Origin of the sequence: Halocatena pleomorpha, assembly GCF_003862495.1 — an archaeon.
Lineage (GTDB): Archaea > Halobacteriota > Halobacteria > Halobacteriales > Haloarculaceae > Halocatena > Halocatena pleomorpha.
Window position 1 is genome coordinate 34,612 of sequence record NZ_RRCH01000019.1, and the last position, 21,670, is coordinate 56,281.

Here is a 21,670-nt window from a genome sequence, read left to right on the forward strand (position 1 = left end):
CTAGAAGTGCTGTTCAACGTCGAAATACAGTTCGATGTCCTCGGATTTGATCGTTCGACGACCGGCGTGACGGGCGAACGCCGCCGCCGCCGCGGCGATCGCGGTCGCATACGATTCGAGGCGTGCTGCCAGCGCGACCCGGGCATCCATCGAAACGCGGTAGCGATCATCGATATCGAGGCGGGCGATACGATCGACAGGCGCGATCGGAAGTTCGACGGCGCTTCGATCGGCTGATTCGACGCCGAAATCCTCCGTCATCAACGTCTTCCGACCGTTTTCGGTCGCTTGTTCGGCAGCATCAGCCGCCAACGCTGCACCGTGTGTCTGGATACGGCGGGCCAGAACCTCGGCTGCGTCGGCACTCACCCTGAGATTCCCAGCGTTCCGACGGATAACAGCGTCTACCGGGGCAAACGGTAGCTCGACGCTCATAGCCACATAGGCGGTTGTCGCAGGCTTAAACGTTCCGCGTTGGCTGACAGGGAGATTCCGGCGCCGACAGCGCATCGATACCGCCACGGTCGGGGGAATACGTCACAGAACATTCTCAGCGTCGAGTGTGCCGTTACTGACCCGGCCGTGAACGGTGATCTCTTCTCCGAGGTGTACGTCGGCGTCAGTCGCAACCGACAGCGTCGTCTGGCCGTCATCGAGAATTACCGGGTCGCCCGTTTGGACAACAGTCCCGGTGAACTCTCGCCGTTCGGCACTCGTCTGGCTATCAGTACTACTGTCGGCGGTCTCGTCGGTGAACGCGACGAGGGAACCGCTTCCGCTTTCAGTTCGATCATCGGCCCCCGATGAAGCGGAGTCCGCTGCCACCGTCGTGTTCGCGTCGTCCACGGCGGACGTGTCGTCATCCAACACCGTGACCGTCGATCGCCACCCGGCTGAGGCCTCAATGGAATCTTTCCAGCCGTCTTCGATCTCGACGCCCGCGAACAACGCCTCATCGCCCGGCGCGATGTCGATGTCGGCCTTTTCACCCCAGAGCGCAACGCGGATATCGTCCGTCTGATCCTGAACACGGACGTTTCGGACCTGTCCTTCGCTCCCATCATCGCGCTCGAACGTCCGCTTCGAATCAGTCGACCGGATGACGCCAGCAATGTCGACCGTCTGTCCGACCGCAAGCGACCCGATCGATGTCGCGTCGAGAGCGTACTGAACCGCCGCGTCGATCAGCTCAATCGTACCGCCGTTTCCGACATGGAGTTCAAGCTGTCCATCGCGTTCGCTCACAGAGCCATCGATGATCTCGATCGACTCCCCTGCCGAGAGATCGTCGACGCTGTCGGCCTGTTCATCCCACAACGCGACGCGCACGTGACCCGTTTCATCACCGATCAGGAGGTTTGAGACGCGTCCATCGCTACCGTCGTCTCGGGTGAACGTACGCATCGGTTCCGTGGCAAGCACGCGTGCCGAAAGCGTCACATCGTACTGGTCCATCGAAAGCCCCTCGATGGTGGTTTCGGAATCGACGGTCACATCGATCTCGGTGTCGGGAGCCGGCTCGACGCGATTCGCGCTCACCTCGATCCCGGAGTAGCCATCCGTCGGTCGCCCTTTGACGCGAAGCACCTGCCCACAGTCGAGTTCCTCCACGGCTGCTATCGCGCGCTCATCCCATAACGAAACGCGAATCCGGCCGGTTTCGTCGGCAACCTCAACGTTCAGCACGTGACCATCCTCTCCGGTGTCGCCGCCGTCGTCGCTGTCGTCGCCGTCAGCACTGCCGCCGCTGTCAGCACTGCCGTCGCTGCCGTCGCTGTCGCGTTCGAACGTCCGGAGTTCACCAACGGAGGTCACCTTACCGACGAACGTCACCTCCGTCGGACCGGGATCGATTGCCGCGATCGAGTTCGGCTGGCCATCGGAAACTTCGTGCGTAACGATTTGGGCAGCGGTTTCCGTGTCGACGAGTCCGGCCATCTCCTCGGTCTTCTCCTCGACAGCTTCTTGAAATGTCTCCCGATCCACACTCGGATCTAACTCCTCGTAAAGATCCTCGATCTGGCTCATTACGCTGGATATGGTAACACGGCCGCTAAGCACTGTCGGTTAGACGATTCCGTCCACATACGCTGTGTGGCTCCTGTTTTCCATTTCAATGTTCGGACCGTACGGATCGTGTGTGACGGCTGCGAATCGCAACGGCTTTAGGGGAATGCGCGAAAAAGGAAGATGAGTCCTGATAGGGTAGTGGACTATCCTCTTGGCTTGCGGAGCCAGGGACCGGAGTTCAAATCTCCGTCAGGACGTGTTTCTTACGGCCACTAGTAGTGAGTATCTCCAAAGTAGATATCTTGTTGCTACGATACTGTCCATAGTGTTAAGTGGAAATGCGACTGTATTTCTATATAATGACCAGTAGGAAAGACATCACAAAATGCAGTGAAGCGGCAGCACACGAGTCCGTGACTGAACACCGGTTGACCGAGCGTAAGTTCGGCGTCCTTATGGGGTATCTGTACACCCAACCACTCATCGAGTACCTCACTGACGGCGAACAACCGCAGTTCATTCTCGATAACGGGGGGAGTTTCTCGTTTTCCGGTCCAGACATCCCATCGAAACCAGAAACGACAGCGGCCGGTACCGTAAAGCATCTCGTCACCGATCGGCGTTGGCTGGTCGTTGCGGGAAATAAGAACGGTGATGAGACGCTCAGTGTGCCACTGCAGGATATCACGGGGCTCTCCGTCGGGACTGACTTGTTGTCACACGACGTTTCATTCACGACTGAACGATTTCGACTGGATGCTCCGATCGCAAAAACGCACGAAAGCGACGTAATTCAAAGCCTACGAGACTGGCTTATTGCGAACACGGCAGCTACAGGGACTGGCTTACAGCGGTTCGTGTCCGATGAAGGACCTGCGACAGTAGCGCAACCAGATGTTAGCGAACGCATCGACAACGCTCTCCACGACTCAGTGACCGAACAACGACTGACCGAACTCGAGTTCGGGTTACTCGCAGGGAAGTTGTACACCAAACCCCTCATCGATTACCTCGGTGAGGACGAACAACCGCACTTCCTCTTTTCGCCGGGACTGTCAGATGGGACAATCGATCTCGTCGGATCGTCAGCTCCGACGCCCCCGAACCAAGCAGGGACGAACACAACGATGCATCTCATCACGGAGCGGCGCTGGCTGGTCGTCGCCGGAAACGAAAACGGCGATGAGACGCTCAGTGTGCCACTGCAGGATATCACTGGTCTCGCCGTACAAACGGAGCCGTGGACCAATACAGTCTCGTTCACGACCGATCGGTTTCGCTTTGAAGCACCGATCAAAATCGACGCGGAAGATCTCGACAGGCTGCATCGATGGTTGATCGTGAACACCGGCGTTGATGGGACCGGACTAAAACCAGTCGACCAGCCGGAAAAAGCCACTGCCGGAGCCGATCCGGACGGAATCACGGCTCTCATCGACGCCGCCACCCACAGCTCCGTGACTGAACCCCGATTGACCAAGCTAAAAACCGGACATCTCACACAGGATTTCTACACGAAGCCGCTCATCGACTATCTCCGAGAGGATGAACAACCGCACTTCATCCTTGATACAGACATGACCAATATCTCACTCGAAGGAGCCTACGCACCACGAGTGCCCGAACGCAACGCGACGGGGACAGTAAGACATCTCATCACGGAGCAGCGCTGGCTGGTCATCGCTGGAAACAAGAACGGGGATCAGACACTGACCGTCTCACTTTCTGCGATAAATGGGGTCGAACGAGAGGACAGAACGATCGAAGTGACGACCGATCAGTTCCTTCTCAAAGCTCCGATTGCGATCCATGCCGAAAACGAGCTGCGATCGATAGAACGGTTTCTTGTCGCGAACACAGCAGCCGATGGCACCGGACTAAAAGAGATCGAACACAGTCTTGAGGTCCACATGGACGCCGAGCCACAAGGATCGTGGGTGACGGAATCACGAATCACGAAGCTGGGAAACGTGTTAGAAGCGGGGGAGACCGTTCACTACATGTTTCGTGGTAGTTCACTCGATATCGAAGGCGACGGCCCCGAGGACGAATCCTCACTGACCGGCGTTTTCACGGCGATTACCGACAAGCGAATCGCTGTCAACGTCTCACAGTTTCTCGGTGACGACGAGCGTTATATTCCGTATTCCTCGATCATCTCGTGCAATCTCGATACAGGGATGACCGTGCGATATGTGACTATTGTTACCAGAGGACCCACGTATAGGATTGACGTGTCACAGCCCAGCGATAGCGAGCTACGCGAGGCACTCCAATTCGTCCAGAACAAAGCAACAGCAGCGAGAGACGCAGCCAACGAGACCAGTCGATCAGCTCAAGATCCAACCGAACAGCTCAAAAACATCAAGGAACTCCACGACGAGGGCGTGCTCACCGACGAGGAGTTCAATGAGAAAAAACGACAGTTGCTAGATCGGATCTGAGAACACTTATTCAGCGGACGGAGGATTTTCCTTGGCGCACCGATGGAATACGGTATGCTCCGCCTCGCGGTCACGACCAACGCCCAGACGTACGAACGCATCCGCGAGCCGCTCGCAGAGCGGGAAATCGCCGTCGATCACGTGCAGGCTGATGAACGGGTGCTAGATCCGAGTGCGCCGCCGTTCGAGTCGTTCGATGTCGGGCTCGTGTATCCGAGCCGTCTGCCAGAGGGCGGTGTCGTTGACGCTCTCCTCGGAGTGCCGTGGGTTAACGATCGGGAAGCGATGCTTCGATCCCGGCACAAGGCCGAAACCATCGCGCGCCTCCAACAAGCAGGGATACCGACGCCGAAGACGGTAGCGGTGTCGAATCCGGTCGACCGATCGACCCTAGCGTCGGTGTTCGATCGATTCGAGCCGCCGGTGGTGATAAAACCGAATTCAGCCACTCGCGGCGCAGGGGTCACGACGGCCGCCGATCTCGACGCGTTTCTCGGCATCGTCGACTACCTTGCTCTCCTCCACGAGCACCGCACCACGGCCGACAAATCCTTTCTCGTACAGGAGTATCTTCCCGAGGCTCGGGATTACCGAGCGATGGTCATCGACGGTGAGTACGCGGGAGCGGTCGAACGCCGCCATCCCGATCGGGACCGGTGGAAGCACAACGTCCATCAAGGCGCGCGAGCAGTGGGTGCCGAACTCCCCGAGGAGTACCGCGACATTGTGGAACGAACGGCGGACACACTCGACATTCCGTATCTCGGGGTGGATCTGCTCGTGAGCGACGGGCGCCCATACGTCACGGAAACCAACGCACGACCGACGGTCGATGAAACAGCAAAATACGAACCGGGGTTTTACGATTCGCTCGCCGGCCTTATTCGAAAACAGTGACACCGCCCACACCGACGATCGTCGCGCCGTCGCGGTAAGCTAAACGTAAAGGTTTCATGCCGTAACAGCCGTATATGGAGGTCAAATCACGCCACCATCTCCGGAGTGATGCGATCGACCGCATCGAACAGAGCCTCGCCGACGCGCTCGGCGTCACCATCGACGGAGAGGCGTTTGAACACGTCGAATTCACCGACAGCGAGACGGAGTTGGTGCTCGTCGACAACGATCCGCTTATCACCTACTTCGATGCGGATGGCTCCGAGCCGTTTCTCACCGTTCGTGGTGCCAACGCCTACCCGCCCCAACGGCGTGCCGTGACCGTCGACGCCGGCGCGGTCTCGTTCGTCTCAGACGGTGCGGACGTAATGCGTCCCGGTATCGCTGACGCCGACGCGGAGATCGACGCCGGGGACCTCGTCGTCATCACCGAACAGTCCCACGGAAAAGCCCTCGCCATCGGTCGCGCACGGGTCGACGGCACCGAGCTACTGGGCGACAGCGGGAAAGTTGTCGATTCACTCCACCACGTTGGCGACGAACTGTACAACGTGACCCTGTGAGACCCATCGGAAGCGTACTCCACTGGCCAACAACGCATCACAACGCGCGTTCCGTTCCAGATATGAGACGCATACCATATTCGGTACGCTTATCAGCGACGGCTACAGACGGTGAGACATGGCAGAATCGACGGGAGTAGCAGTGGGAGCCGACGAACGGGAGGTGTTGAAGCTGCTCGCACTCGATGGTGCGTTGGCCGGTCGTGCACGGGTGACGTGTTCGGAGCTCGGCGACCGGCTCAGTGTGTCGACACAAACGGTGTCGCGCCGGCTCCAGCGGCTCGAAGACGCAACGTTGATCGAGCGACGGATCGTTTCCGATGGGCAGTTAGTGGAAACGACCGAGTCGGGTGAGCGGGTGCTTCGCGGAGAATACGCCGATTACCGTCGGCTGTTCGAACACGGCCAAGAGATCGAACTCACTGGAGCAGTGACAGGAGGAATGGGCGAAGGAAGCCACTACATTTCACTGCCGGGATACATGCGACAGTTCGAATCGAAGCTCGGGTACACGCCGTTCGCGGGAACGCTGAACGTCGAGCTGGACGACGAAAGCGCACACACCCGTGCGGGACTGGAGTCGATCGAGCCGATTCGGATCGACGGCTGGGAAAACGACGATCGGACGTACGGACCGGCGTTCTGTTGGTCTGCGAGCGTCGAAGCCGACGGGCAGATGTACGAGTCAGCCCACGTCATCGCACCGGAACGGACCCACCACGCCGATGACCAGCTCGAAGTCATCGCACCCGACAAACTCCGCGACGTACTGTCGATAGACGACGGCGACACACTCACCACGTATGTCGAAAAGTGAACCAGAGACACCCCACGCTGTCGAGGACGTAGTGAACGCGTTCAGCCGTGGTGAGCCGGTACTAATCCACGACGCGGCTGATCGGGAGGGTGAAACGGATCTCGTGTATCCGGCAGAGGCTGTCACGCCGAGCGCTGTCGCTCGGCTCCGAAACGACGCCGGAGGACTAGTGTGCGTTGCGCTCTCCGACGCGGTTTGTGAGGCGTTCGACTTACCGTTCGCGCAGGATGTCATCGACCATCCTGTGGGGACGGAGCCGGAGCTGGAGTACGATGATCGGTCCTCATTCTCGCTCACGGTGAACCACCGCGAGACGTACACAGGGATCACCGACGCCGACCGGTCGTTGACGATTGCCCAGCTCGCGGCGGCGGCCGCGTCACCCGAGTCGTTTGACTTTGCTCATGAGTTCCACGCGCCGGGCCACGTTCATCTGCTCCGTGCCGCGCCGGAACTGCTGTCAGACAGACAGGGTCACACCGAACTCGGAGTGGCGTTGGCCCAAGCCGCTGGACAGCCCCCCGCAGTCGTCGTCTGTGAGATGCTCGACGACGACACCGGCACCGCACGTTCACCGGCCGGTGCACGGGCGTACGCGCGACACCACAATCTCGTCTACGTCGAGGGCAGCGATCTCATTGATCGGCTCGATTGAACGGCTGCGCTCCAGTCAGTCTCGGAGCGCGGCCAATCCGGTAGCGGCGAATGGTACCAGCTGTTCGCGTGGATTGAGTCCGCCGTGCATACCGGTGTACCGCAGCGGGTCGGGTTCCTCGCCGTGCCAAACGATCTTCTCGCGGGGGATGACGATCACATCGCCACACTGTCGGGCGAACACGTCACTCGGCTCGCCCGGACCGAACAGCCCCTCATCGATCGCCGTCTCGCGTTCGAGGACAAGGGCCTCACGCGTGTCGAGTTCGGCAGTCAGAACGTCCCGAATCTGCTCGGGGGGCGTCCCGTCCGCGTAGAAATGCACGTTCCGTCCGCCGCCGCCGAGAAGCGGCGTGCCGTGCGTATCCCGTTCAATCACGTTCGCAACGCGATCGAACTGCAGCAAGTCGACGTTTTCAGAGGGCGTCGTATCCACGTGGCCGTGGTCGGCGGTCACGGCCACCAGCGTCCGCTCCCCGACTCGCTCGCCAACGCCGTCGACCGCCCGCGCCAACGCAGTAGACACGTCGCTGAGGACTGATCGGTACGCAGTCGCGCTAGTCCCGACGTCGTGTGCGACCGCGTCAACGTGGGGCAAATACGCGTGAACGAACCCGCTATCAGTGGTCTCGATCGCTGTCTGAAGCTGTCGGGAAAATCCGTCGAGATCCTCATACGGGAGCCGGATGAGCGACGAAGCACCGTCGTCTACGATCGATTCGGGAACGACGTGGCGGGTTTCGACGCCCGCCTCCTGAAACTGCTCGGCAATCGGCGTGCCGTCCTGAAGCGCCCCGCGCTCGATGCCGAGCGCCTCACCGGCGTCGGTCCCGTCTTTCGTCTCGAACGGCAGCGACTCGATCACGGTGTTCTCTCTGGGTATGTTCCAGCCGATGAGTCCGTGCTCAATCGGCATACGACCCGTTGTATAGGTGGTCATTGCCGCCGCCGTTTCTGCGGGAAACACGGATGTGATCGGGCACACGGGCGCTCGTTCGGTGAACCGCGCGAAGAACTCGTGCTCAGCGTGGTGACGTGTCCACTGCTCAAAGCCAAAGCCGTCTACAACGACCACCACGACCGTCTCGACGCGTTCGAACGGGACAAGCTCCGACGAAAGCGGCCGCCCATCGATATCGACGCCCAACAGCGACGCAACTGTGGCGGGGATGTTCCCGAACGAGTGACCGTCGTAGGCGGGACGAACGTAGCCGGGGGCGATCGTATCGTCCACCAGTCGGTCGGCGGCGGCTTGGTTAAGCATACATGGCTAATCAATGGCAAACAGATAAAACACGGGGTGGGTGCCGACTCACTCGGACTGCTCGGGGCGGTGCGTCCACGCCGGTGCAGGACCGTACAGTCGATCATCAGCCGCTTCGGCGTAGGGCATCGACGCGGGCGCTTCGAGCAGTTCGAGGTACAGTCCCCACTCCACTCGGCAGTAAACGTAGGTCAACCCCGCTGTCGGGCCGTCCTCATTGGTGTGTGGGCCATCAAGCACCGTAACGTCGGAACGATCGGACAGCGCAGAGACGGCTGCGTCGATATCTTCGACCTGCAGCGCGAGATGCATCCCACCGACATCGGCGTTGTTCGTGGGCGTCTCGTCTCGGTCGGGCGCGTTCCACTCGAACAGTTCGAGGTTCGTCGTTGGTCCACAGCGCAGCATCGCCAGCGACGCTGTGGCGTCGGGATGGACATCCAGCCGTCGCGCCATCGAATCCCCATCGGGATCACCGAACGGTCCCTTCCGGTACAGTTCCTCACAGCCGAGCGCATCTACGAAGAACGCCACAGCCACATCCAGATCCGGAACGGTCAGCCCAACGTGGTGGACGTTTCTCGCCGTCGGGAGGTGTTCCTCGGTCACGTTCCGTCGATCGGGCGGTGCTGAGATAACCATTGGCTTCTGTCGCGCCGCTCACTGCCGAATATCCGCACCGATCCCACCGAGCACGTCGAAGAAATCAGGGAACGAAACGTCGACGTGTTCCGCGCCCTCGATCGTCGTCTCGCCCTCTGCGAGCAGTCCAGCGATCGATAGCGCCATAATGATTCGGTGGTCGTCGTAGCCAGCGACGCGTGCGCCTCGAAGCGTCGAGTCGTCGCCGTGGATGGTGAGTGCGTCGTGTTCCTCAGTGACGCGCGCGCCCAGTTTTTCCAGCTCTGTCGCCATGGCCGCCACACGGTCGGTCTCTTTGTACCGGACGTGCTCGCAGTTCACGATCTTGGTCTCACCCGCTGCAGCTGCGCCGAGAACCGCAATCGTCGGGAGGAGATCCGGCGTGTCTCCCACATCGACCGTGACGCCGGAAAGCGCGGATCGGGAAACGCGCAGACGCCCCTCTGACCGATCCCAGTTGCTGTCTGCACCCATCCGTTCAAGAATGTCCACAATGGCCACGTCGCCTTGTGCGCTCGGAAACAGTCCCTCCACGGTGAGTGACCCATCAGCGGCCACTGCTCCCGCTGCGAGGAGGTACGACGCTGAGGAGAAATCTCCTGGAACGGTGTACTCGCCGTTTTCCGGTCGGTAGGTCTGCCCACCCGGTACCGAAAAGCCCGTATCGGTTCGACTAGTGTCGATACCGAACGCGGCGAGCAGTTCCTGCGTGATGGTGACATAAGGAGCGGATTTGAGTTCGGTTTTCAGGTCAATCGTGATGCCCTCGGAGGTCACCGCACCAGCCATCAACAGCGCGGTGACGTACTGAGAGGACACATCTCCCGGAATCGAAACGGTTCCGCCGTTGATCGGGCCACGGATCACGAGCGGCGCTTGGCCGTTGTTGCGGGTGCTTTCAGCACGTCCACCGAGCTGGTCGATCGCATCGAGGAGCGATCCCTGCGGCCGGGAGCGGAGCGACCGATCGCCGGTGATGACCGTCGTCCCGTCAGCCAGCGCCGCCGTCGCCGTGATCAACCGTGTTGTCGTTCCGCTGTTACCACAGTCGATAACGTCGGTCGGGACAGCCGGGCGACCGTCGAACCCGGTAACGGTCACCGACTCACCGGTTACGTCCACCGCACCACCGTACTGTTCGACGGCCCGCATTGTTGCCCGCGTATCGGCACTCACGAGCGGCCGGTGAACCGTCGCACCGTCAGCGTATCCCGACGCGAGAATCGCGCGGTGAGTGTAGCTCTTCGATGGCGGTGCACGAACGCGACCAGACACCGGAGAGCGTGAGATCGTTATGTCCATGCTCGTCGCTTGTTCCCCTGCGATATACGATTTGGGAGTCGTACACACGATTTCGAGATCACGAACGACGGTATTTACAGATATTTCTGTACGTATAGACAGTAACGATCGAGATGGAGTGAATTACAACACTAATAGACGAGTCTGGTCGAAATGCGTGTGGAATGAGTCCGCTTCTCACACAACGTTTATGATACAAACGGCAATTATTACGCCTATGGACGCTAAACGTCCCATCGCAGACTGCATCGGAAACGACCGTGTGGAACTCAGTATGGTCCGATTTGCGACAGGGATGTTTATTGAGCCACTAGTGACACGAGCCGACACAGGGCGATTCAGCGCGTTTTCCAACGCGACGGCTCGCTTGCGTCCCCGGTATCGTGACGGACACGCCCTAGCCAGTGGTCACGGCTATCGAGCCTGATAAATGAGTACGTCACGTCATCCAATTGCGCTCCGTTTAGAACGCCACGTCGGTCCCGGTACGAAACTGTTGACGACCGTTCTGGCGTTGCCGCTCGTGGATGGAATCTTTCCTGCCCTCATCATCGCTGGTGCAGTCAATACGATCCCCGGTATTCTCGAAGTTGGACTACTGGTGTTCGGGGGGAGTGCGACGCTGTCGGTCGTTCTCGCTGAAATGGACGGCACCCGCCGCGAACAGGTCACGTCGATCCTTCTGGTGGGGACGGGGATCATCATTCTCGCGGCCATCGAAGCCACGCTTGCGCCGACTATCAAATCGCTACTCGTCCTCGAAACGTTCGAGCGGTTTGCGGCGCTAGTGATCCTCGCTATCGCCGCGAAAACGGCCAGCGCCACCGTCGGTGAATACCTCCCGAGTCCAGGCGTCATTATCGGACTTGGACTACTCGCAAGCCTCGATCCAGCGAACGCCGAATTGCTGTTCACGACTGATCGGATGTTGATCGCTCGGAGCGTCGCAGCAGCCGTCGTCGGCGTCGCGTTCACGTTGAGTGTAGCGCTCGCCGGAAACACCCTGCGCAAACACGTCTCGCTCGATTACTTCCGCTTCGGCAGCGCGGTCGCTCTTGGAGTGCTTTCGTTGTCGGTGTTGGGCGTTATCTCCGATCAGATCCCGCTCGCCCTAGCAGTACTCGGCGTTACGGCCCTGTTTTCGCTCGATCCGAACGCAGAACAGGAACCGATCCGAGCCGACGGGAATGGTTCTTCGGAAAACACCGAGCCGACTGACAGCGTAGAACCCAACCACAGAACCGGATCGAAACCGGACACGGAACCCGAACCGGAACGGCCATCCGAACCGGACGCACCGTGGATATAACATCAGGACCGAAAGCCATCTGAATACAGGCGGAAAGCCGAGACTGACGCGACAGAGGGCTGAACAACGGTGTGTGAGACAACTTCCAACACGGGAAGTATATGGGTTTTAGACATGGTAATTTTACTATAATAATGGAAGTAGTAAATACATGCGGATATTATCTAGTAACCTACCAAAATATATAATTGATAGTAAATCAAACAGAGAGATCGAAACGATGGATCGAATTGTTGTCACGGAAGACGTTCAACGGCTCGGAATCAAAAACCCGGTTGGATGCCTCATTAGTGGGCTTGAAGTACGGTCTGGAGCATCCGAGCTAGACGAACATGTTGAAAAACTTGAACGAAAGATAAGCGAGAATTCGGAAGAAATACTTAGTAGAGAAGAAGTTTCAGCATACCATGATGTTTTCGAAGCGGTCGGACATCCAGGACAGGAGCCAGCAGGTGAACAACTCGTCCGGCTCATCCGAGAACAGGGATTGAATCGTCACAACAACGTCGTCGACGCGTACAACATCGCCAGCGCCGAACGGGGGATGGGACTGGGGATGCACGATGTGACGGCGCTGTCAGGGGATGTGTACGTCCATCGGGCCAGTGGCGGCGAGCGCATCCTTCCAATCTTCCACGAACAGCCGGTACAGGCCACCACCGGCGACGTGCTTCACGAAGTCGGCGGACAGATCCTCGGCATCCTCGGCCCAGTTGATCGCGATGCGGGCGCATACCGAGTCACCGAGGCGACCGACCAGGCGCTGCTGCTGTCGTTAGGAAACGAAAAGACCGCAGAAGAAGACAACCGAGCGGTGTGTCGACGCGCCTACGATCTGATCTGTGAAACGTGTCCGGACGCCACACTGACGTTCCTCGATGTCCGCACGCGGGACGCCACCGACGCCGATTCGGCAGTTGCGTCGCCTTAAATCGGATCTGCCTCCTCCCAGAGAGTCTCGAACGACTGCATCGCATTCGTGAGATGATCGTTGTCCATGATCGTGACTCCCTGAACATCGAGCGAGGGGGAGATCACGTATCCGACACGACCGTCTTCATGCACATAATCCTGTTCAGTGAGAAAGTCGTACAGTATGGGATCTTCGTTCTCAAGATCGTCCGCCGCGATATCATACACACCACAGCCGGTGAACAACGGTGAGTCCGTCACGCGAAAGTTACAGTTTGAGCGGACAACGCCCTCACTGTTGGTTTGTTCGATGAGGAGCCGACGAAACTGTTCGATCTTCGAGGGCCAATCTGTCGTTGACGTCTCCGCGAGCAAATACTGATATTCCCGTCCTTTGCTCAGATTATTAACAACGCTTTTAAAGAAGCTACCCGGTGTTTTCGGACAATCGTCTTGAAGGTTGTAATGCAGCGTCTGGAGCATCAACCGTGTCGTTTGGCTGTGTTTTTCGAGGGATGTCAACTCGGTATCCGCGATGATGCCCGCGTAGAGACGCCGACTCGGATTCTCTTCGAGATACTGCTCGATCTCCGAATCCAGCATGTGGGAGAGTCGACGACCTACATGCGCCACGAGAGCCGTGTGCTGAGCCGTCTGGACTTGCATATCCTGTAACGACTGATCCATATACCGAACGACCGGATCGGCGTCCATCTGGTCGGCCTCCTCGTCCTCTCCGAGTACGAGATAATCGAGGCTCACATCCAGCGCCTTAGCGAGCGCGACGAGCTTCTCTAAGCTGGGACGAGTTTCACCTTTCCGATACTGTGTGATCGATGACGACGAAACACCCACTTCATTTGCAATTTCAGCATTATTTTCATCTTTGATGGCTAAAAGCTCAGATAACTTCTCTTCTATCTTGATTTCAAATTGATCTTGCATAGTTGTGCTTAATTACGCATACCCATGAAAACGTTTGGGAATAATAGGAATTATTGTAAATGAATAAAACCAATGCGGGGTAAACAATAGCCGACATATAAGTGGATAGAGAGTGTTCATAGAGAGTATGGTAGCCAATTAAGACAGTAAAATATCATATCAACGTTCATCGATTGTAGTGGTATATCTGCGAGAATACTTGGATACAGGATCCAAAACACCATCCTGTACAATAGATAACGGCCATCGATGATCGTCGACAATAAAAACATCACTCGATCAATGTGACAGTAGAGCTGTCTGGAACGGGTGTGTGTAGCCGCACAGATTCGACCAGTCAGAGAAAACACGATTCGTCTCTCCGGGCGACGCCGGAGCTACGAAAGCAGCGATACCGATCATTCAGGATAGATGAGATTCCACCGACACAGCAATCACAACAACAGTCAACTGAGAAGAGCAGCTCGCAAACAGTGTACGAATCACCCGTTCAGCGTAGGGAACGAATTGACAGACGGTGAGACAATGGTGACCGACCGTTTTAGGGGCAGTTGGGCGACAGCCAGCCGTTGTGTACTAGACACAGTGGTAGACAGCCTCGGGTTCCGGTCGGCGTCGTCACGGGATCAGGCCGCCGGCTGGCGAGCACCGAAACAGACTGTTCTACTAACATGAATCTCGCCACTCCCACCCAGCAATCGTGTCCCCACTGTGGCGCGACGGTCGTCGCCGACCCACGCCGTGGGGAGACCGTGTGTACCGAGTGTGGCACCGTTCTTGAGGAAGAAGCCGTAGACCACGGGCCAGAGTGGACGGCCTACACCTCCCGTGAGTATGCGGAGATCGCTCGCACCGGTGGGCCGACATCGCTGACGATGCACGACAAAGGACTGTCGACGTTCATCAGTGATCAGGATCAGGACGCCTCCGGACGCCGGCTCAGCGCGCGCAAGCGCAACCAGATGCGACGGCTTCGAACGTGGAACGAGCGGTGTCGGACGCGAGACGCGACAGAGCGCAATCTCAAACAGGCGTTTACGGAGATCAATCGGATGGCGAGCGCGCTCGGACTGCCCCAGTCCGTTCGAGAAACCGCGAGCGTCATCTACCGACGAGCACTCGATGAAGGGTTGTTGGTCGGACGATCGATCGAAGGGGTTGCGGCCGCAGGCGTATACGCAGCAGCTCGTCAGGAGAACATTCCCCGCACACTCGACGAAGTGACGACAGTTGCCCGTGTCGACCGCAATCGGATCGCACGGGCGTATCGAACTGTCGGTGGCGAGTTAGGACTCGCTATCGAACCGGCCGATCCAACGGCGTTCCTACCGCGCTTTGCGTCGGGCGTGGACTGTTCCGAAGCGGTCCATCGACAGGCCCACGACCTGCTGGATTCCGTCGCCGGCACCACATACACGAGCGGGAAGAATCCGGCGGGGCTGGCTGCCGCTGCCTTGTACGCCAGTGCGTGTCTCACCGGCGAACGGATCACCCAACAGGAGATCAGCAACGTTGCCGATATTACGAGCATGACGATCCGCACCCACTACCGGGATCTGATCGAGCATGCACAGTGTGAGGAGGCCTGATCGGATCGATGGTTGTCGGACGGTGGAACGACGAATTAGTGGTGACGGAATGATCAGTGGGAAACGATCAATGGGTGTGTTTTTATCGTTCGCGCCGGGAATCACGGCTATGACTTTCGTTACAACGCTCCGATTCACGAGCGGCGACCGCCACGTTCTTGATTCAGTCGTGAACGACATCAAACAAACGGCACGGCGAAAAGGGGTGGAGATGAAAGGGCCACACTCTAAGCCGCCAGAAGATTTCCGGGTTCCGCAGTCGAAATGTCCCGGGCGGGATTCGAAGCAGTTCCGCCCGTGGCGATACACGATTTATACGCGAACGATACACATCCTCGGACACGGAACGTTTGCCCGCGATACAGCGGCCCGCGATTTTCCTGATGACATCTACGTTGAGGCCGATGTCGACCGTATTACGGGCGGTGGAACCGACACGTAGCTACAAGCGCTGTCCACGCGACTGTTTTATGTCTGTTCGAAACGACCGACAGGACGAGATGTCTCACTCTGACACACCGTCTGATTGGCTCGTGTCGCTGCGTCGTGATCTGCACCGTCACCCAGAGCCTGCGTGGCGGGAATTCTACACAACGAGTCGCATTGTGGACGAGCTCGAAACGATCGGAGTAGATGAGTTGCTCGTTGGCTCGGAGTTCATCGATCCCGGGACCCGTATCGGCGTTCCTGAGCAAGCAGAGATCGATCGGTGGGACGAGACGGCCCGACACGCAGGAGCACGCGAGGATGTTCTCGACCGAACGGCGGACGGGGTGACTGGCGTGCTGGCCGTCGTGCGAGCGGGTGATGGCCCGACTATCGGACTGCGGGTCGACATCGACGGTCTCCCACGATCGGAAAGCGAATCAGACGACCACGTTCCCACGGCGGAGGGCTTTCGATCCGAAACCGACGCGATGCACGCGTGTGGCCACGACGCACACGCCACAGTCGGAGTCGGCGTCATCGAGTCCATCGTGAACGAATCGGCGTTTGAGGGAACTCTGAAGGTGGTTTTCCAGCCCGCAGAGGAAGTTATCGGCGGCGGAAAAGCCGTCGCTGAAAGCGGGCAGTTAGACGACTGCGACCACCTGCTTGCCACCCACGTTGGTCTCGATCATCCGACGGGCGAAGTCGTCGCCGGAATCGATGGTTTTCTGGCGGTGCATCATTTTGCGGCGACGTTCACGGGGGAGTCAGCCCACGCTGGCAGCCACCCCAATGAGGGAGCCAACGCTGTCCAAGCGGTGGCGGCCGCCGTGGAGAACCTCTATGCCATTCCGCGCCACGAGGACGGAGCGACGCGCGTCAATGCAGGGGTCATCGAGGGCGGCAGCGCACCGAACATCATTCCAGAAACAGCCCGGTTCGAAGGCGAAGTGCGTGGGGAAACGACGGAGCTCAAAGAGTACATGCGCGAGCACGCAACGCGCGTGGTCAAGAACGCTGCTGCAATGCACGGCTGTGAAGTCGACATCGACGCCGTGGGAGACGCTCCGAGCGCGAGAAGCGACGACGCGATCGTGGATATCGTCGAAGATGTGGCACGCGAGAGCGACGGTGTCGAGACCGTGTTGCGACGCGACGATCTTGGGGGCAGCGAGGACGCAACGTATCTCATGCAACGTGTTCAAGACAACGGCGGCACGGCAGCCTACGTCGGCATCGGTACCGACCACCCTGGCGGCCACCATACGGCCACGTTCGATGTGGACGAAGCGTCGGTAGGGATCGGGGTGGACGTGCTGACCGAATCCATCCGGCGGCTCGCTGTGGGTAGCAATGCTGAGAGATAGATACGAACGAAGGGGATCCACCACGAAGACGGTTGGACCGAGTCGCTACGACACGTTATTCTAACGCGTCGATGAGCTGCGGAACGACATCGAAGAGGTCGTCGACAATGGCGTAGTCGGCCAGATCCATGATCGGCGCGTTCGGGTCGGTGTTGATGGCGACGATCGTGTCCGATCCTTTCATGCCAGCAACGTGCTGGACAGCGCCAGAAATACCGATGGCGAGATACACGTCGGGCGTGACGACCTTCCCGGACTGACCGACCTGTCGGTTTTTCGGCAGCCAGCCGTTGTCCACGATCGGGCGCGAAGACGACAGTGTGGCGTCGGTCGCCTCAACCAGTTCCTCAATGAGCGGGAGGTTGTCCTCCTCCTCGATGCCCCGGCCGATCGAAACGAGGAATTCCGCTTCGGAGATGTCCACGTCGCCGCCGGCGACTTCTTCGAAGCCGGTAACAGTGGACTCGACAGCACTCTCATCGACCTCGGCGTCGAACTCGCGCACTTCGGCGTCGCCCTCGGCGTCGGTCGCCTCCCACTCAGCGGGACGGATCGACACCGCGACGGTGTCGGCGTCCACGGCAACGGTCGTTTCGACCTTCGAACCGTACATCTCGCGGGTGACTTCCGTTTCTCCATCACGAGCAATGTCGACGGCGTCCGTGACCAGCGGAACGTCAAGCCGGGAGGCGACGGCAGGGGCGTAATCCAGCCCGTTGACAGAGTTGGGAAGCACCAACGTCGACGGCTCGATCTCCGCGAACAGCTGTTCAGTCACTTGAGTGTAGATGTCGTGGTTGAACTCCGCACCCGCGTCGACGGTGTGAATAACGGAAACACCATCGAGGTTTAACTCGTCAGCGAACGCGTCGACATCGCCACCGATCACCGCGAGATGCAGTTCGCCACCCTGATCGGCAGCGAGCTGCCGTCCGACGGTAACAAGCTCGAAACTCACGTCCCGAAGCTCACCCTGACGGTGTTCAGTGACAGCAAGCACGTCGCTCATCCCTCAACCACCCCCACGTCTTGGAGAAGCTCAGCAAGCTCATCGGCAGTGTCTTCGGGACTGCCCTCGAAGACGACGGCCTCACCCTCACTTTCGGGTTCGTACATCTCAGTCCGCCGCAGCGGCGATTCGAGCACTCCTGCGTCCAAATCGAGATCAGAGAGCGTGTGTACGTCGAGCGGCTTGCTCTGTGCCTGACGAATCCCGCGCAGACTCGCATACCGTGGCTCGTTGATACCGGTCTGAATCGTCAACACCGAGGGAAGCTGAATCTCGGTGAGTTCTTCGATTCCACCCTCAAGTTCTCGACGGACGTTCGCAACCCCCGCCTCGGCGTCGAGATCGAGCGCGTTGACAACTGCGCCCCACTCGAAGCCGATCGTTTCGGCCAGCGCGACGCCTGTCGCACCGAAACTGTCGTCGCCAGCCTGAACGCCGGTAAAGACGAGATCCGGCTCTTCCTGTTCGACGACCGCCGCGAGAACGTCGGCTTTCGTTGCTGGATCAAGGACATCCGTGGCTGCGATGTCGTCGTCCCAGACGCGGATCGCTCGGTCAACACCCTTTGCAAGCGCCATTCTGATCGTCTCCTCGGCGCGTTCTGGACCGATCGTGACAGAGACGACGTCAATGTCCTCTCCATCCTCTTTGATCTGGACTGCCTCTTCGATGGCGTACTCGTCCCATTCGTTGAGGTCGTATTCCAGATAGCGGTCATTGATGTCGAGACCGTCGATGTCGAAATCATCCTCGGCCTCGGCCACCTCCTTAACGGTGACGAGTATCTTCATAGACACTACACACTCCCCACCGTTTCGTGTTAAACGTTTAGGAACGATTCTAATCGTTCCCCGCGTGGTCAGGATCAGAGTCGGCGTCCAAACCGGGGTCGTGGTTTGGCAGACTGATCAGATTTTCGCGTCCGATCCGCAACTTCTCAATGCGGTCGTTCTCATCCATCGCGGAGAGCAACTGTGAGACTTTGGCGTCCGACCAATCGGTTTCGGTGACGATCGTCGCTTGTCGCATCCGACCACCGTTGTTTTGGAGCAGTCGCTCGACACGCTCCTCATCGCTCAACAGCTCAAGATCGATCTGATTAGCGGCAGAACCGATATCGGAACCGTCTGAAAGCTCTACCACGGGAGCACCATCCTGTTCGGTCCCGTTTTCGTGTTCATTCGTAGACGGAGTATCCGGACTGTCCCACTTCGGGAATCCGATGTCTCCCCCGAATATGCGATCGAACAGCGTTCGACGCCGCGAATACGCGAACACACCGATCGAACCAACCACGGCAATGGCGATGAACGCGAGGGCACTGACAGGAGGATCGACGCCGTCAGGGATCCCCCCACCGCCAGAACCCTGGTAGCTCTGCTTCCGGTAAGAAATGTCGAACTGCTGGAACGTTCGTGGACCGGTGAACACCCATGCGTTTTTCTCGACCCTGTCGACGTTCGTCCCACCCCGTAGCTCGTATCCTCGGGAGTAGCTGATCACGAGCTTATGATTCGCACCGAGCCGTCTGAACCACGGACGACCATCAGCGGTGAACGAGTCGTTCAGGTTGACGACTTCATCGCCTTCCGGTGGAGCGACGAAGTTCGTCCACGTAAAATTCCGGTAGAAGATCCCCGTGTTTCCACGGCGAGCGGTGTCGTTCGTCACATCGACGATCCGCATCGACCGGTTCGATTCATTGCCGACGGCGCGCGCTGCCCGTTTGAATGCCAAAAGAGAATCGAGAGAATTGAAACTACTACCGCCGACCTTTTCGTATGCTTGCGCCGTTTTGTTGAACGCTGTCGAACCGTTTTGTGTCTTTATCTGAACAGTCCGTATCACAGAAAATTTTGCGTCCCCGTTGGGGAGAATCTGGATCACAGTGATGTCGTCCGACTCATTAACCGAAACAGGGACTGAGGTGGCCGAACCCACGGCTGTGTGACCGATAAAACACACCGACACCGCTATGAGGAGGGCAACGATGGCCACAGTCCGCATACAAACCTGTGAACGCTGCGGTAGGAAAACACTTACTGTCGGGGTCTCGTCCTGCGAAAACGATGCCATCGGGACGGTGACGGGGGGATTGGCTGGGTAAGAAGTAACGACGAGACCTAGATACGAAGAAAGAGACACCAAGCCGCAGACGTATCACAGATGTTTTTGTTCATCCCCATTGTATGTGAGTTCGATGCGTTCCTCCCGGATTCCCGTCGTAGGGATGATCGTGCTCCTCACACTCTCAGGGATACCACCATCGGTAACCGCCCCCCTACCGACGAGTGCACAACAGGACGGCACCGGAACGGTCAAGCATACCGCGAACGGCAGCCTGTCGTATCTATCTATTAACGGATCGATCAAGCGCAACGACACCGTGATGCTATCACAGGACGTTGGTAGCGCTGTTTCGTTGGAGACAGTCAAGTTCAAACAAGAATTCGAACACAAACGGATCAAAGCCGCTGACGAAAACGCGTCCAACGAAACGGCGTTTACGATTGCCAAGCTCGAAACGATCGAAACGCGAACCAACGAGCTTCGAGAACGACAGAACAAGAAGATACAGCAGTACAACGAGGGAGAGATAGCCTCGAAAACGTTTCTCCGTGAATTAGCGCTGATTACCTCCGAAGCAGATCGAATACAGGTATTAGCCGGATATCTCACTGAGTATGCAGAAAACGACACACTCGCCCGCCAAGCGAACGACATCAAACAAGAATTGTACATGTTCAAAGGTCCCGTGCGGACTAGAATCCGGTCAGCACTCAACGGCGATCCGACCGCTCCGAACCGGTTTTTCGTTCGAACGTCCACAGCAGGGATAGAGCTCGGGACGATCGACGACAGTGGCGAGGAAAGAACGTACGTGCGGGAAACGTATCTCGACGGGGCACGAAGTCGACCAGACAGTCCCAAAGAGCTCGGCGCGACGTACATGAGAAAGAAAGTGACCGAGCAGTACGGAATCAGTAAGGATTACATACAGGAGGAATTTGGGGTGGCGTCGTTTTATCGGTACAAACTGTTTCCACCGGAGTACGTTTCTTCAGAAGACGGGATTACACACTACGTCGATCGGGGGTCTGGTAATATCGTGTTCGAAAGGCAGAAAGTCCCGATCGAGGAGGAGCGAACGGTCGAACACGAACCCAAAACGAACCGGACCGAGCAGCTCACACTCACACAGCGAACGACGTTCCCGGGAGGATACATGTACGTTCGGCTCACCGATCCAGACGGAGAGCCACTCAACGGGACCGTCTCCGTTGATGGCCGAACGGTCGGCACGACAGCTGAGGACTCACTGCTCATGCTCCAGCCATCGAACGGAAGCACAATCACCGGCACCGTCGGGAGCAAAAACGTCTCGGTCACCGTTGGGAACGCCAGCCGACAGCCACCGGCACCAGCCGGAAACCCGTGACGACGCCGGGAAACAGCACGGTTCACGCCACTCGAATCCCGATCGTTCGCGTAGATTTATCAGTGAAAAGGTGACCAG

21 protein-coding genes and 1 tRNA gene are annotated in these 21,670 nt (G+C 58.3%); 13 read left to right on the forward strand and 9 right to left on the reverse strand.

The genetic code is table 11. The features are described from left to right. The gene (locus tag EIK79_RS19115; protein WP_124954778.1) at window positions 1–435 is read right to left on the reverse strand and encodes a histone; all 435 of its coding nucleotides are present in this window, start codon (window positions 433–435) and stop codon (window positions 1–3) included. A 102-nt stretch (window positions 436–537) separates the two neighbouring features. Further along, window positions 538–2,028, reverse strand: coding sequence for a single-stranded DNA binding protein (locus EIK79_RS08935; RefSeq protein ID WP_124954779.1), 1,491 nt, complete (start codon window positions 2,026–2,028; stop codon window positions 538–540). A 166-nt stretch (window positions 2,029–2,194) separates the two neighbouring features. On the opposite strand from EIK79_RS08935, the gene EIK79_RS08940 reads away from it, so the two are divergent. The 6 genes from EIK79_RS08940 (at window position 2,195) to ribB (ending at window position 7,386) form a co-directional block, all read left to right on the forward strand. Beyond that, window positions 2,195–2,267: transfer RNA gene (locus EIK79_RS08940), tRNA-Arg, on the forward strand. Between the two features lie 102 nt (window positions 2,268–2,369). Continuing rightward, a complete protein-coding gene (locus tag EIK79_RS08945; RefSeq protein WP_185715572.1) occupies window positions 2,370–4,454 on the forward strand; it encodes a PH domain-containing protein in 2,085 nt (694 codons plus the stop codon). 54 nt (window positions 4,455–4,508) lie between these two features. After that, on the forward strand, window positions 4,509–5,351 hold the full coding sequence (locus EIK79_RS08950; protein WP_124954781.1) for an ATP-grasp domain-containing protein: 843 nt from the start codon (window positions 4,509–4,511) through the stop codon (window positions 5,349–5,351). Between the two features lie 74 nt (window positions 5,352–5,425). Beyond that, a complete protein-coding gene (locus EIK79_RS08955) occupies window positions 5,426–5,914 on the forward strand; it encodes an RNA-binding protein (RefSeq protein WP_124954782.1) in 489 nt (162 codons plus the stop codon). Between the two features lie 118 nt (window positions 5,915–6,032). After that, window positions 6,033–6,731, forward strand: coding sequence for a DUF120 domain-containing protein (locus EIK79_RS08960; protein ID WP_124954783.1), 699 nt, complete (start codon window positions 6,033–6,035; stop codon window positions 6,729–6,731). Continuing rightward, window positions 6,718–7,386, forward strand: coding sequence for a 3,4-dihydroxy-2-butanone-4-phosphate synthase (gene ribB / locus EIK79_RS08965; RefSeq protein ID WP_124954784.1), 669 nt, complete (start codon window positions 6,718–6,720; stop codon window positions 7,384–7,386). The genes EIK79_RS08960 and ribB overlap by 14 nt, the downstream gene beginning before the upstream one ends. A gap of 15 nt (window positions 7,387–7,401) precedes the next feature. Here ribB and EIK79_RS08970 read toward each other — a convergent pair whose 3' ends face one another. Genes EIK79_RS08970 through aroA form a run of 3 tightly spaced genes read right to left on the reverse strand, consistent with a single transcriptional unit; the run spans window position 7,402 to window position 10,593 of the window. After that, window positions 7,402–8,649: an alkaline phosphatase family protein gene (locus tag EIK79_RS08970; RefSeq protein WP_124954785.1), complete on the reverse strand. Its 1,248-nt coding sequence runs from the start codon at window positions 8,647–8,649 to the stop codon at window positions 7,402–7,404. A 48-nt stretch (window positions 8,650–8,697) separates the two neighbouring features. Continuing rightward, on the reverse strand, window positions 8,698–9,291 hold the full coding sequence (locus EIK79_RS08975) for a VOC family protein (protein WP_124954786.1): 594 nt from the start codon (window positions 9,289–9,291) through the stop codon (window positions 8,698–8,700). Between the two features lie 18 nt (window positions 9,292–9,309). Further along, entirely contained in the window at window positions 9,310–10,593 is a 1,284-nt protein-coding gene (aroA, locus tag EIK79_RS08980; RefSeq protein ID WP_124954787.1) for a 3-phosphoshikimate 1-carboxyvinyltransferase, read from the reverse strand. Window positions 10,594–10,810: 217 nt separating this feature from the next. Here aroA and EIK79_RS08985 point away from each other — a divergent pair, with 217 nt between their 5' ends. The 3 genes from EIK79_RS08985 (at window position 10,811) to EIK79_RS08995 (ending at window position 12,833) form a co-directional block, all read left to right on the forward strand. After that, window positions 10,811–11,020, forward strand: a complete 210-nt coding sequence (locus tag EIK79_RS08985) for a hypothetical protein (RefSeq protein WP_124954788.1) — start codon at window positions 10,811–10,813, stop codon at window positions 11,018–11,020. Between the two features lie 3 nt (window positions 11,021–11,023). Further along, a complete protein-coding gene (locus tag EIK79_RS08990; protein ID WP_124954789.1) occupies window positions 11,024–11,902 on the forward strand; it encodes a DUF5794 domain-containing protein in 879 nt (292 codons plus the stop codon). A gap of 220 nt (window positions 11,903–12,122) precedes the next feature. After that, window positions 12,123–12,833, forward strand: coding sequence for a phenylalanine--tRNA ligase beta subunit-related protein (locus EIK79_RS08995; protein ID WP_185715573.1), 711 nt, complete (start codon window positions 12,123–12,125; stop codon window positions 12,831–12,833). On the opposite strand, the gene EIK79_RS09000 is transcribed toward EIK79_RS08995, so the two are convergent. Next, complete coding sequence (locus EIK79_RS09000; protein ID WP_124954791.1) at window positions 12,830–13,759, reverse strand: helix-turn-helix domain-containing protein; 930 nt, start codon at window positions 13,757–13,759, stop codon at window positions 12,830–12,832. The two genes, EIK79_RS08995 and EIK79_RS09000, sit on opposite strands and share 4 nt — an antisense overlap. Window positions 13,760–14,430: 671 nt before the next feature. Between EIK79_RS09000 and EIK79_RS09005 the strand changes: the two genes are divergently transcribed. The 3 genes from EIK79_RS09005 to EIK79_RS09015 all read left to right on the forward strand — a co-directional run bounded on the left by EIK79_RS09005 (window position 14,431) and on the right by EIK79_RS09015 (window position 17,144). Next, window positions 14,431–15,348, forward strand: a complete 918-nt coding sequence (locus tag EIK79_RS09005; RefSeq protein ID WP_124954792.1) for a transcription initiation factor IIB — start codon at window positions 14,431–14,433, stop codon at window positions 15,346–15,348. Between the two features lie 109 nt (window positions 15,349–15,457). After that, window positions 15,458–15,790 carry an uS10/mL48 family ribosomal protein gene (locus EIK79_RS09010; RefSeq protein WP_124954793.1) on the forward strand — a complete coding sequence of 111 codons (333 nt, stop codon included), beginning with the start codon at window positions 15,458–15,460 and terminating at the stop codon, window positions 15,788–15,790. Between the two features lie 28 nt (window positions 15,791–15,818). Continuing rightward, window positions 15,819–17,144 carry an amidohydrolase gene (locus tag EIK79_RS09015; protein ID WP_233738068.1) on the forward strand — a complete coding sequence of 442 codons (1,326 nt, stop codon included), beginning with the start codon at window positions 15,819–15,821 and terminating at the stop codon, window positions 17,142–17,144. A gap of 55 nt (window positions 17,145–17,199) precedes the next feature. On the opposite strand, the gene EIK79_RS09020 is transcribed toward EIK79_RS09015, so the two are convergent. The 3 genes from EIK79_RS09020 to EIK79_RS18750 are packed head-to-tail and all read right to left on the reverse strand — an operon-like array spanning window position 17,200 to window position 20,160. Beyond that, window positions 17,200–18,153, reverse strand: a complete 954-nt coding sequence (locus tag EIK79_RS09020) for an electron transfer flavoprotein subunit alpha/FixB family protein (protein ID WP_124954794.1) — start codon at window positions 18,151–18,153, stop codon at window positions 17,200–17,202. Beyond that, entirely contained in the window at window positions 18,150–18,944 is a 795-nt protein-coding gene (locus EIK79_RS09025; protein ID WP_124954795.1) for an electron transfer flavoprotein subunit beta/FixA family protein, read from the reverse strand. The genes EIK79_RS09020 and EIK79_RS09025 overlap by 4 nt, the downstream gene beginning before the upstream one ends. 49 nt (window positions 18,945–18,993) lie before the next feature. After that, entirely contained in the window at window positions 18,994–20,160 is a 1,167-nt protein-coding gene (locus EIK79_RS18750) for a helix-turn-helix transcriptional regulator (protein ID WP_185715574.1), read from the reverse strand. A 193-nt stretch (window positions 20,161–20,353) separates the two neighbouring features. Between EIK79_RS18750 and EIK79_RS09035 the strand changes: the two genes are divergently transcribed. After that, window positions 20,354–21,592, forward strand: a complete 1,239-nt coding sequence (locus EIK79_RS09035; RefSeq protein WP_124954796.1) for a DUF7096 domain-containing protein — start codon at window positions 20,354–20,356, stop codon at window positions 21,590–21,592. Window positions 21,593–21,670 lie beyond the last annotated feature (78 nt).

Bases quoted from the DNA above. Each gene is read 5' to 3' on its own strand.
- EIK79_RS19115 (WP_124954778.1), bottom strand. From the start codon at position 435: ATGAGCGTCGAGCTACCGTTTGCCCCGGTAGACGCTGTTATCCGTCGG.
- EIK79_RS08935 (WP_124954779.1), bottom strand. From the start codon at position 2,028: ATGAGCCAGATCGAGGATCTTTACGAGGAGTTAGATCCGAGTGTGGAT.
- EIK79_RS08945 (WP_185715572.1), top strand. From the start codon at position 2,370: ATGACCAGTAGGAAAGACATCACAAAATGCAGTGAAGCGGCAGCACAC.
- EIK79_RS08950 (WP_124954781.1), top strand. From the start codon at position 4,509: ATGCTCCGCCTCGCGGTCACGACCAACGCCCAGACGTACGAACGCATC.
- EIK79_RS08955 (WP_124954782.1), top strand. From the start codon at position 5,426: ATGGAGGTCAAATCACGCCACCATCTCCGGAGTGATGCGATCGACCGC.
- EIK79_RS08960 (WP_124954783.1), top strand. From the start codon at position 6,033: ATGGCAGAATCGACGGGAGTAGCAGTGGGAGCCGACGAACGGGAGGTG.
- ribB (WP_124954784.1), top strand. From the start codon at position 6,718: ATGTCGAAAAGTGAACCAGAGACACCCCACGCTGTCGAGGACGTAGTG.
- EIK79_RS08970 (WP_124954785.1), bottom strand. From the start codon at position 8,649: ATGCTTAACCAAGCCGCCGCCGACCGACTGGTGGACGATACGATCGCC.
- EIK79_RS08975 (WP_124954786.1), bottom strand. From the start codon at position 9,291: ATGGTTATCTCAGCACCGCCCGATCGACGGAACGTGACCGAGGAACAC.
- aroA (WP_124954787.1), bottom strand. From the start codon at position 10,593: ATGGACATAACGATCTCACGCTCTCCGGTGTCTGGTCGCGTTCGTGCA.
- EIK79_RS08985 (WP_124954788.1), top strand. From the start codon at position 10,811: ATGGACGCTAAACGTCCCATCGCAGACTGCATCGGAAACGACCGTGTG.
- EIK79_RS08990 (WP_124954789.1), top strand. From the start codon at position 11,024: ATGAGTACGTCACGTCATCCAATTGCGCTCCGTTTAGAACGCCACGTC.
- EIK79_RS08995 (WP_185715573.1), top strand. From the start codon at position 12,123: ATGGATCGAATTGTTGTCACGGAAGACGTTCAACGGCTCGGAATCAAA.
- EIK79_RS09000 (WP_124954791.1), bottom strand. From the start codon at position 13,759: ATGCAAGATCAATTTGAAATCAAGATAGAAGAGAAGTTATCTGAGCTT.
- EIK79_RS09005 (WP_124954792.1), top strand. From the start codon at position 14,431: ATGAATCTCGCCACTCCCACCCAGCAATCGTGTCCCCACTGTGGCGCG.
- EIK79_RS09010 (WP_124954793.1), top strand. From the start codon at position 15,458: ATGACTTTCGTTACAACGCTCCGATTCACGAGCGGCGACCGCCACGTT.
- EIK79_RS09015 (WP_233738068.1), top strand. From the start codon at position 15,819: ATGTCTGTTCGAAACGACCGACAGGACGAGATGTCTCACTCTGACACA.
- EIK79_RS09020 (WP_124954794.1), bottom strand. From the start codon at position 18,153: ATGAGCGACGTGCTTGCTGTCACTGAACACCGTCAGGGTGAGCTTCGG.
- EIK79_RS09025 (WP_124954795.1), bottom strand. From the start codon at position 18,944: ATGAAGATACTCGTCACCGTTAAGGAGGTGGCCGAGGCCGAGGATGAT.
- EIK79_RS18750 (WP_185715574.1), bottom strand. From the start codon at position 20,160: ATGCGGACTGTGGCCATCGTTGCCCTCCTCATAGCGGTGTCGGTGTGT.
- EIK79_RS09035 (WP_124954796.1), top strand. From the start codon at position 20,354: ATGCGTTCCTCCCGGATTCCCGTCGTAGGGATGATCGTGCTCCTCACA.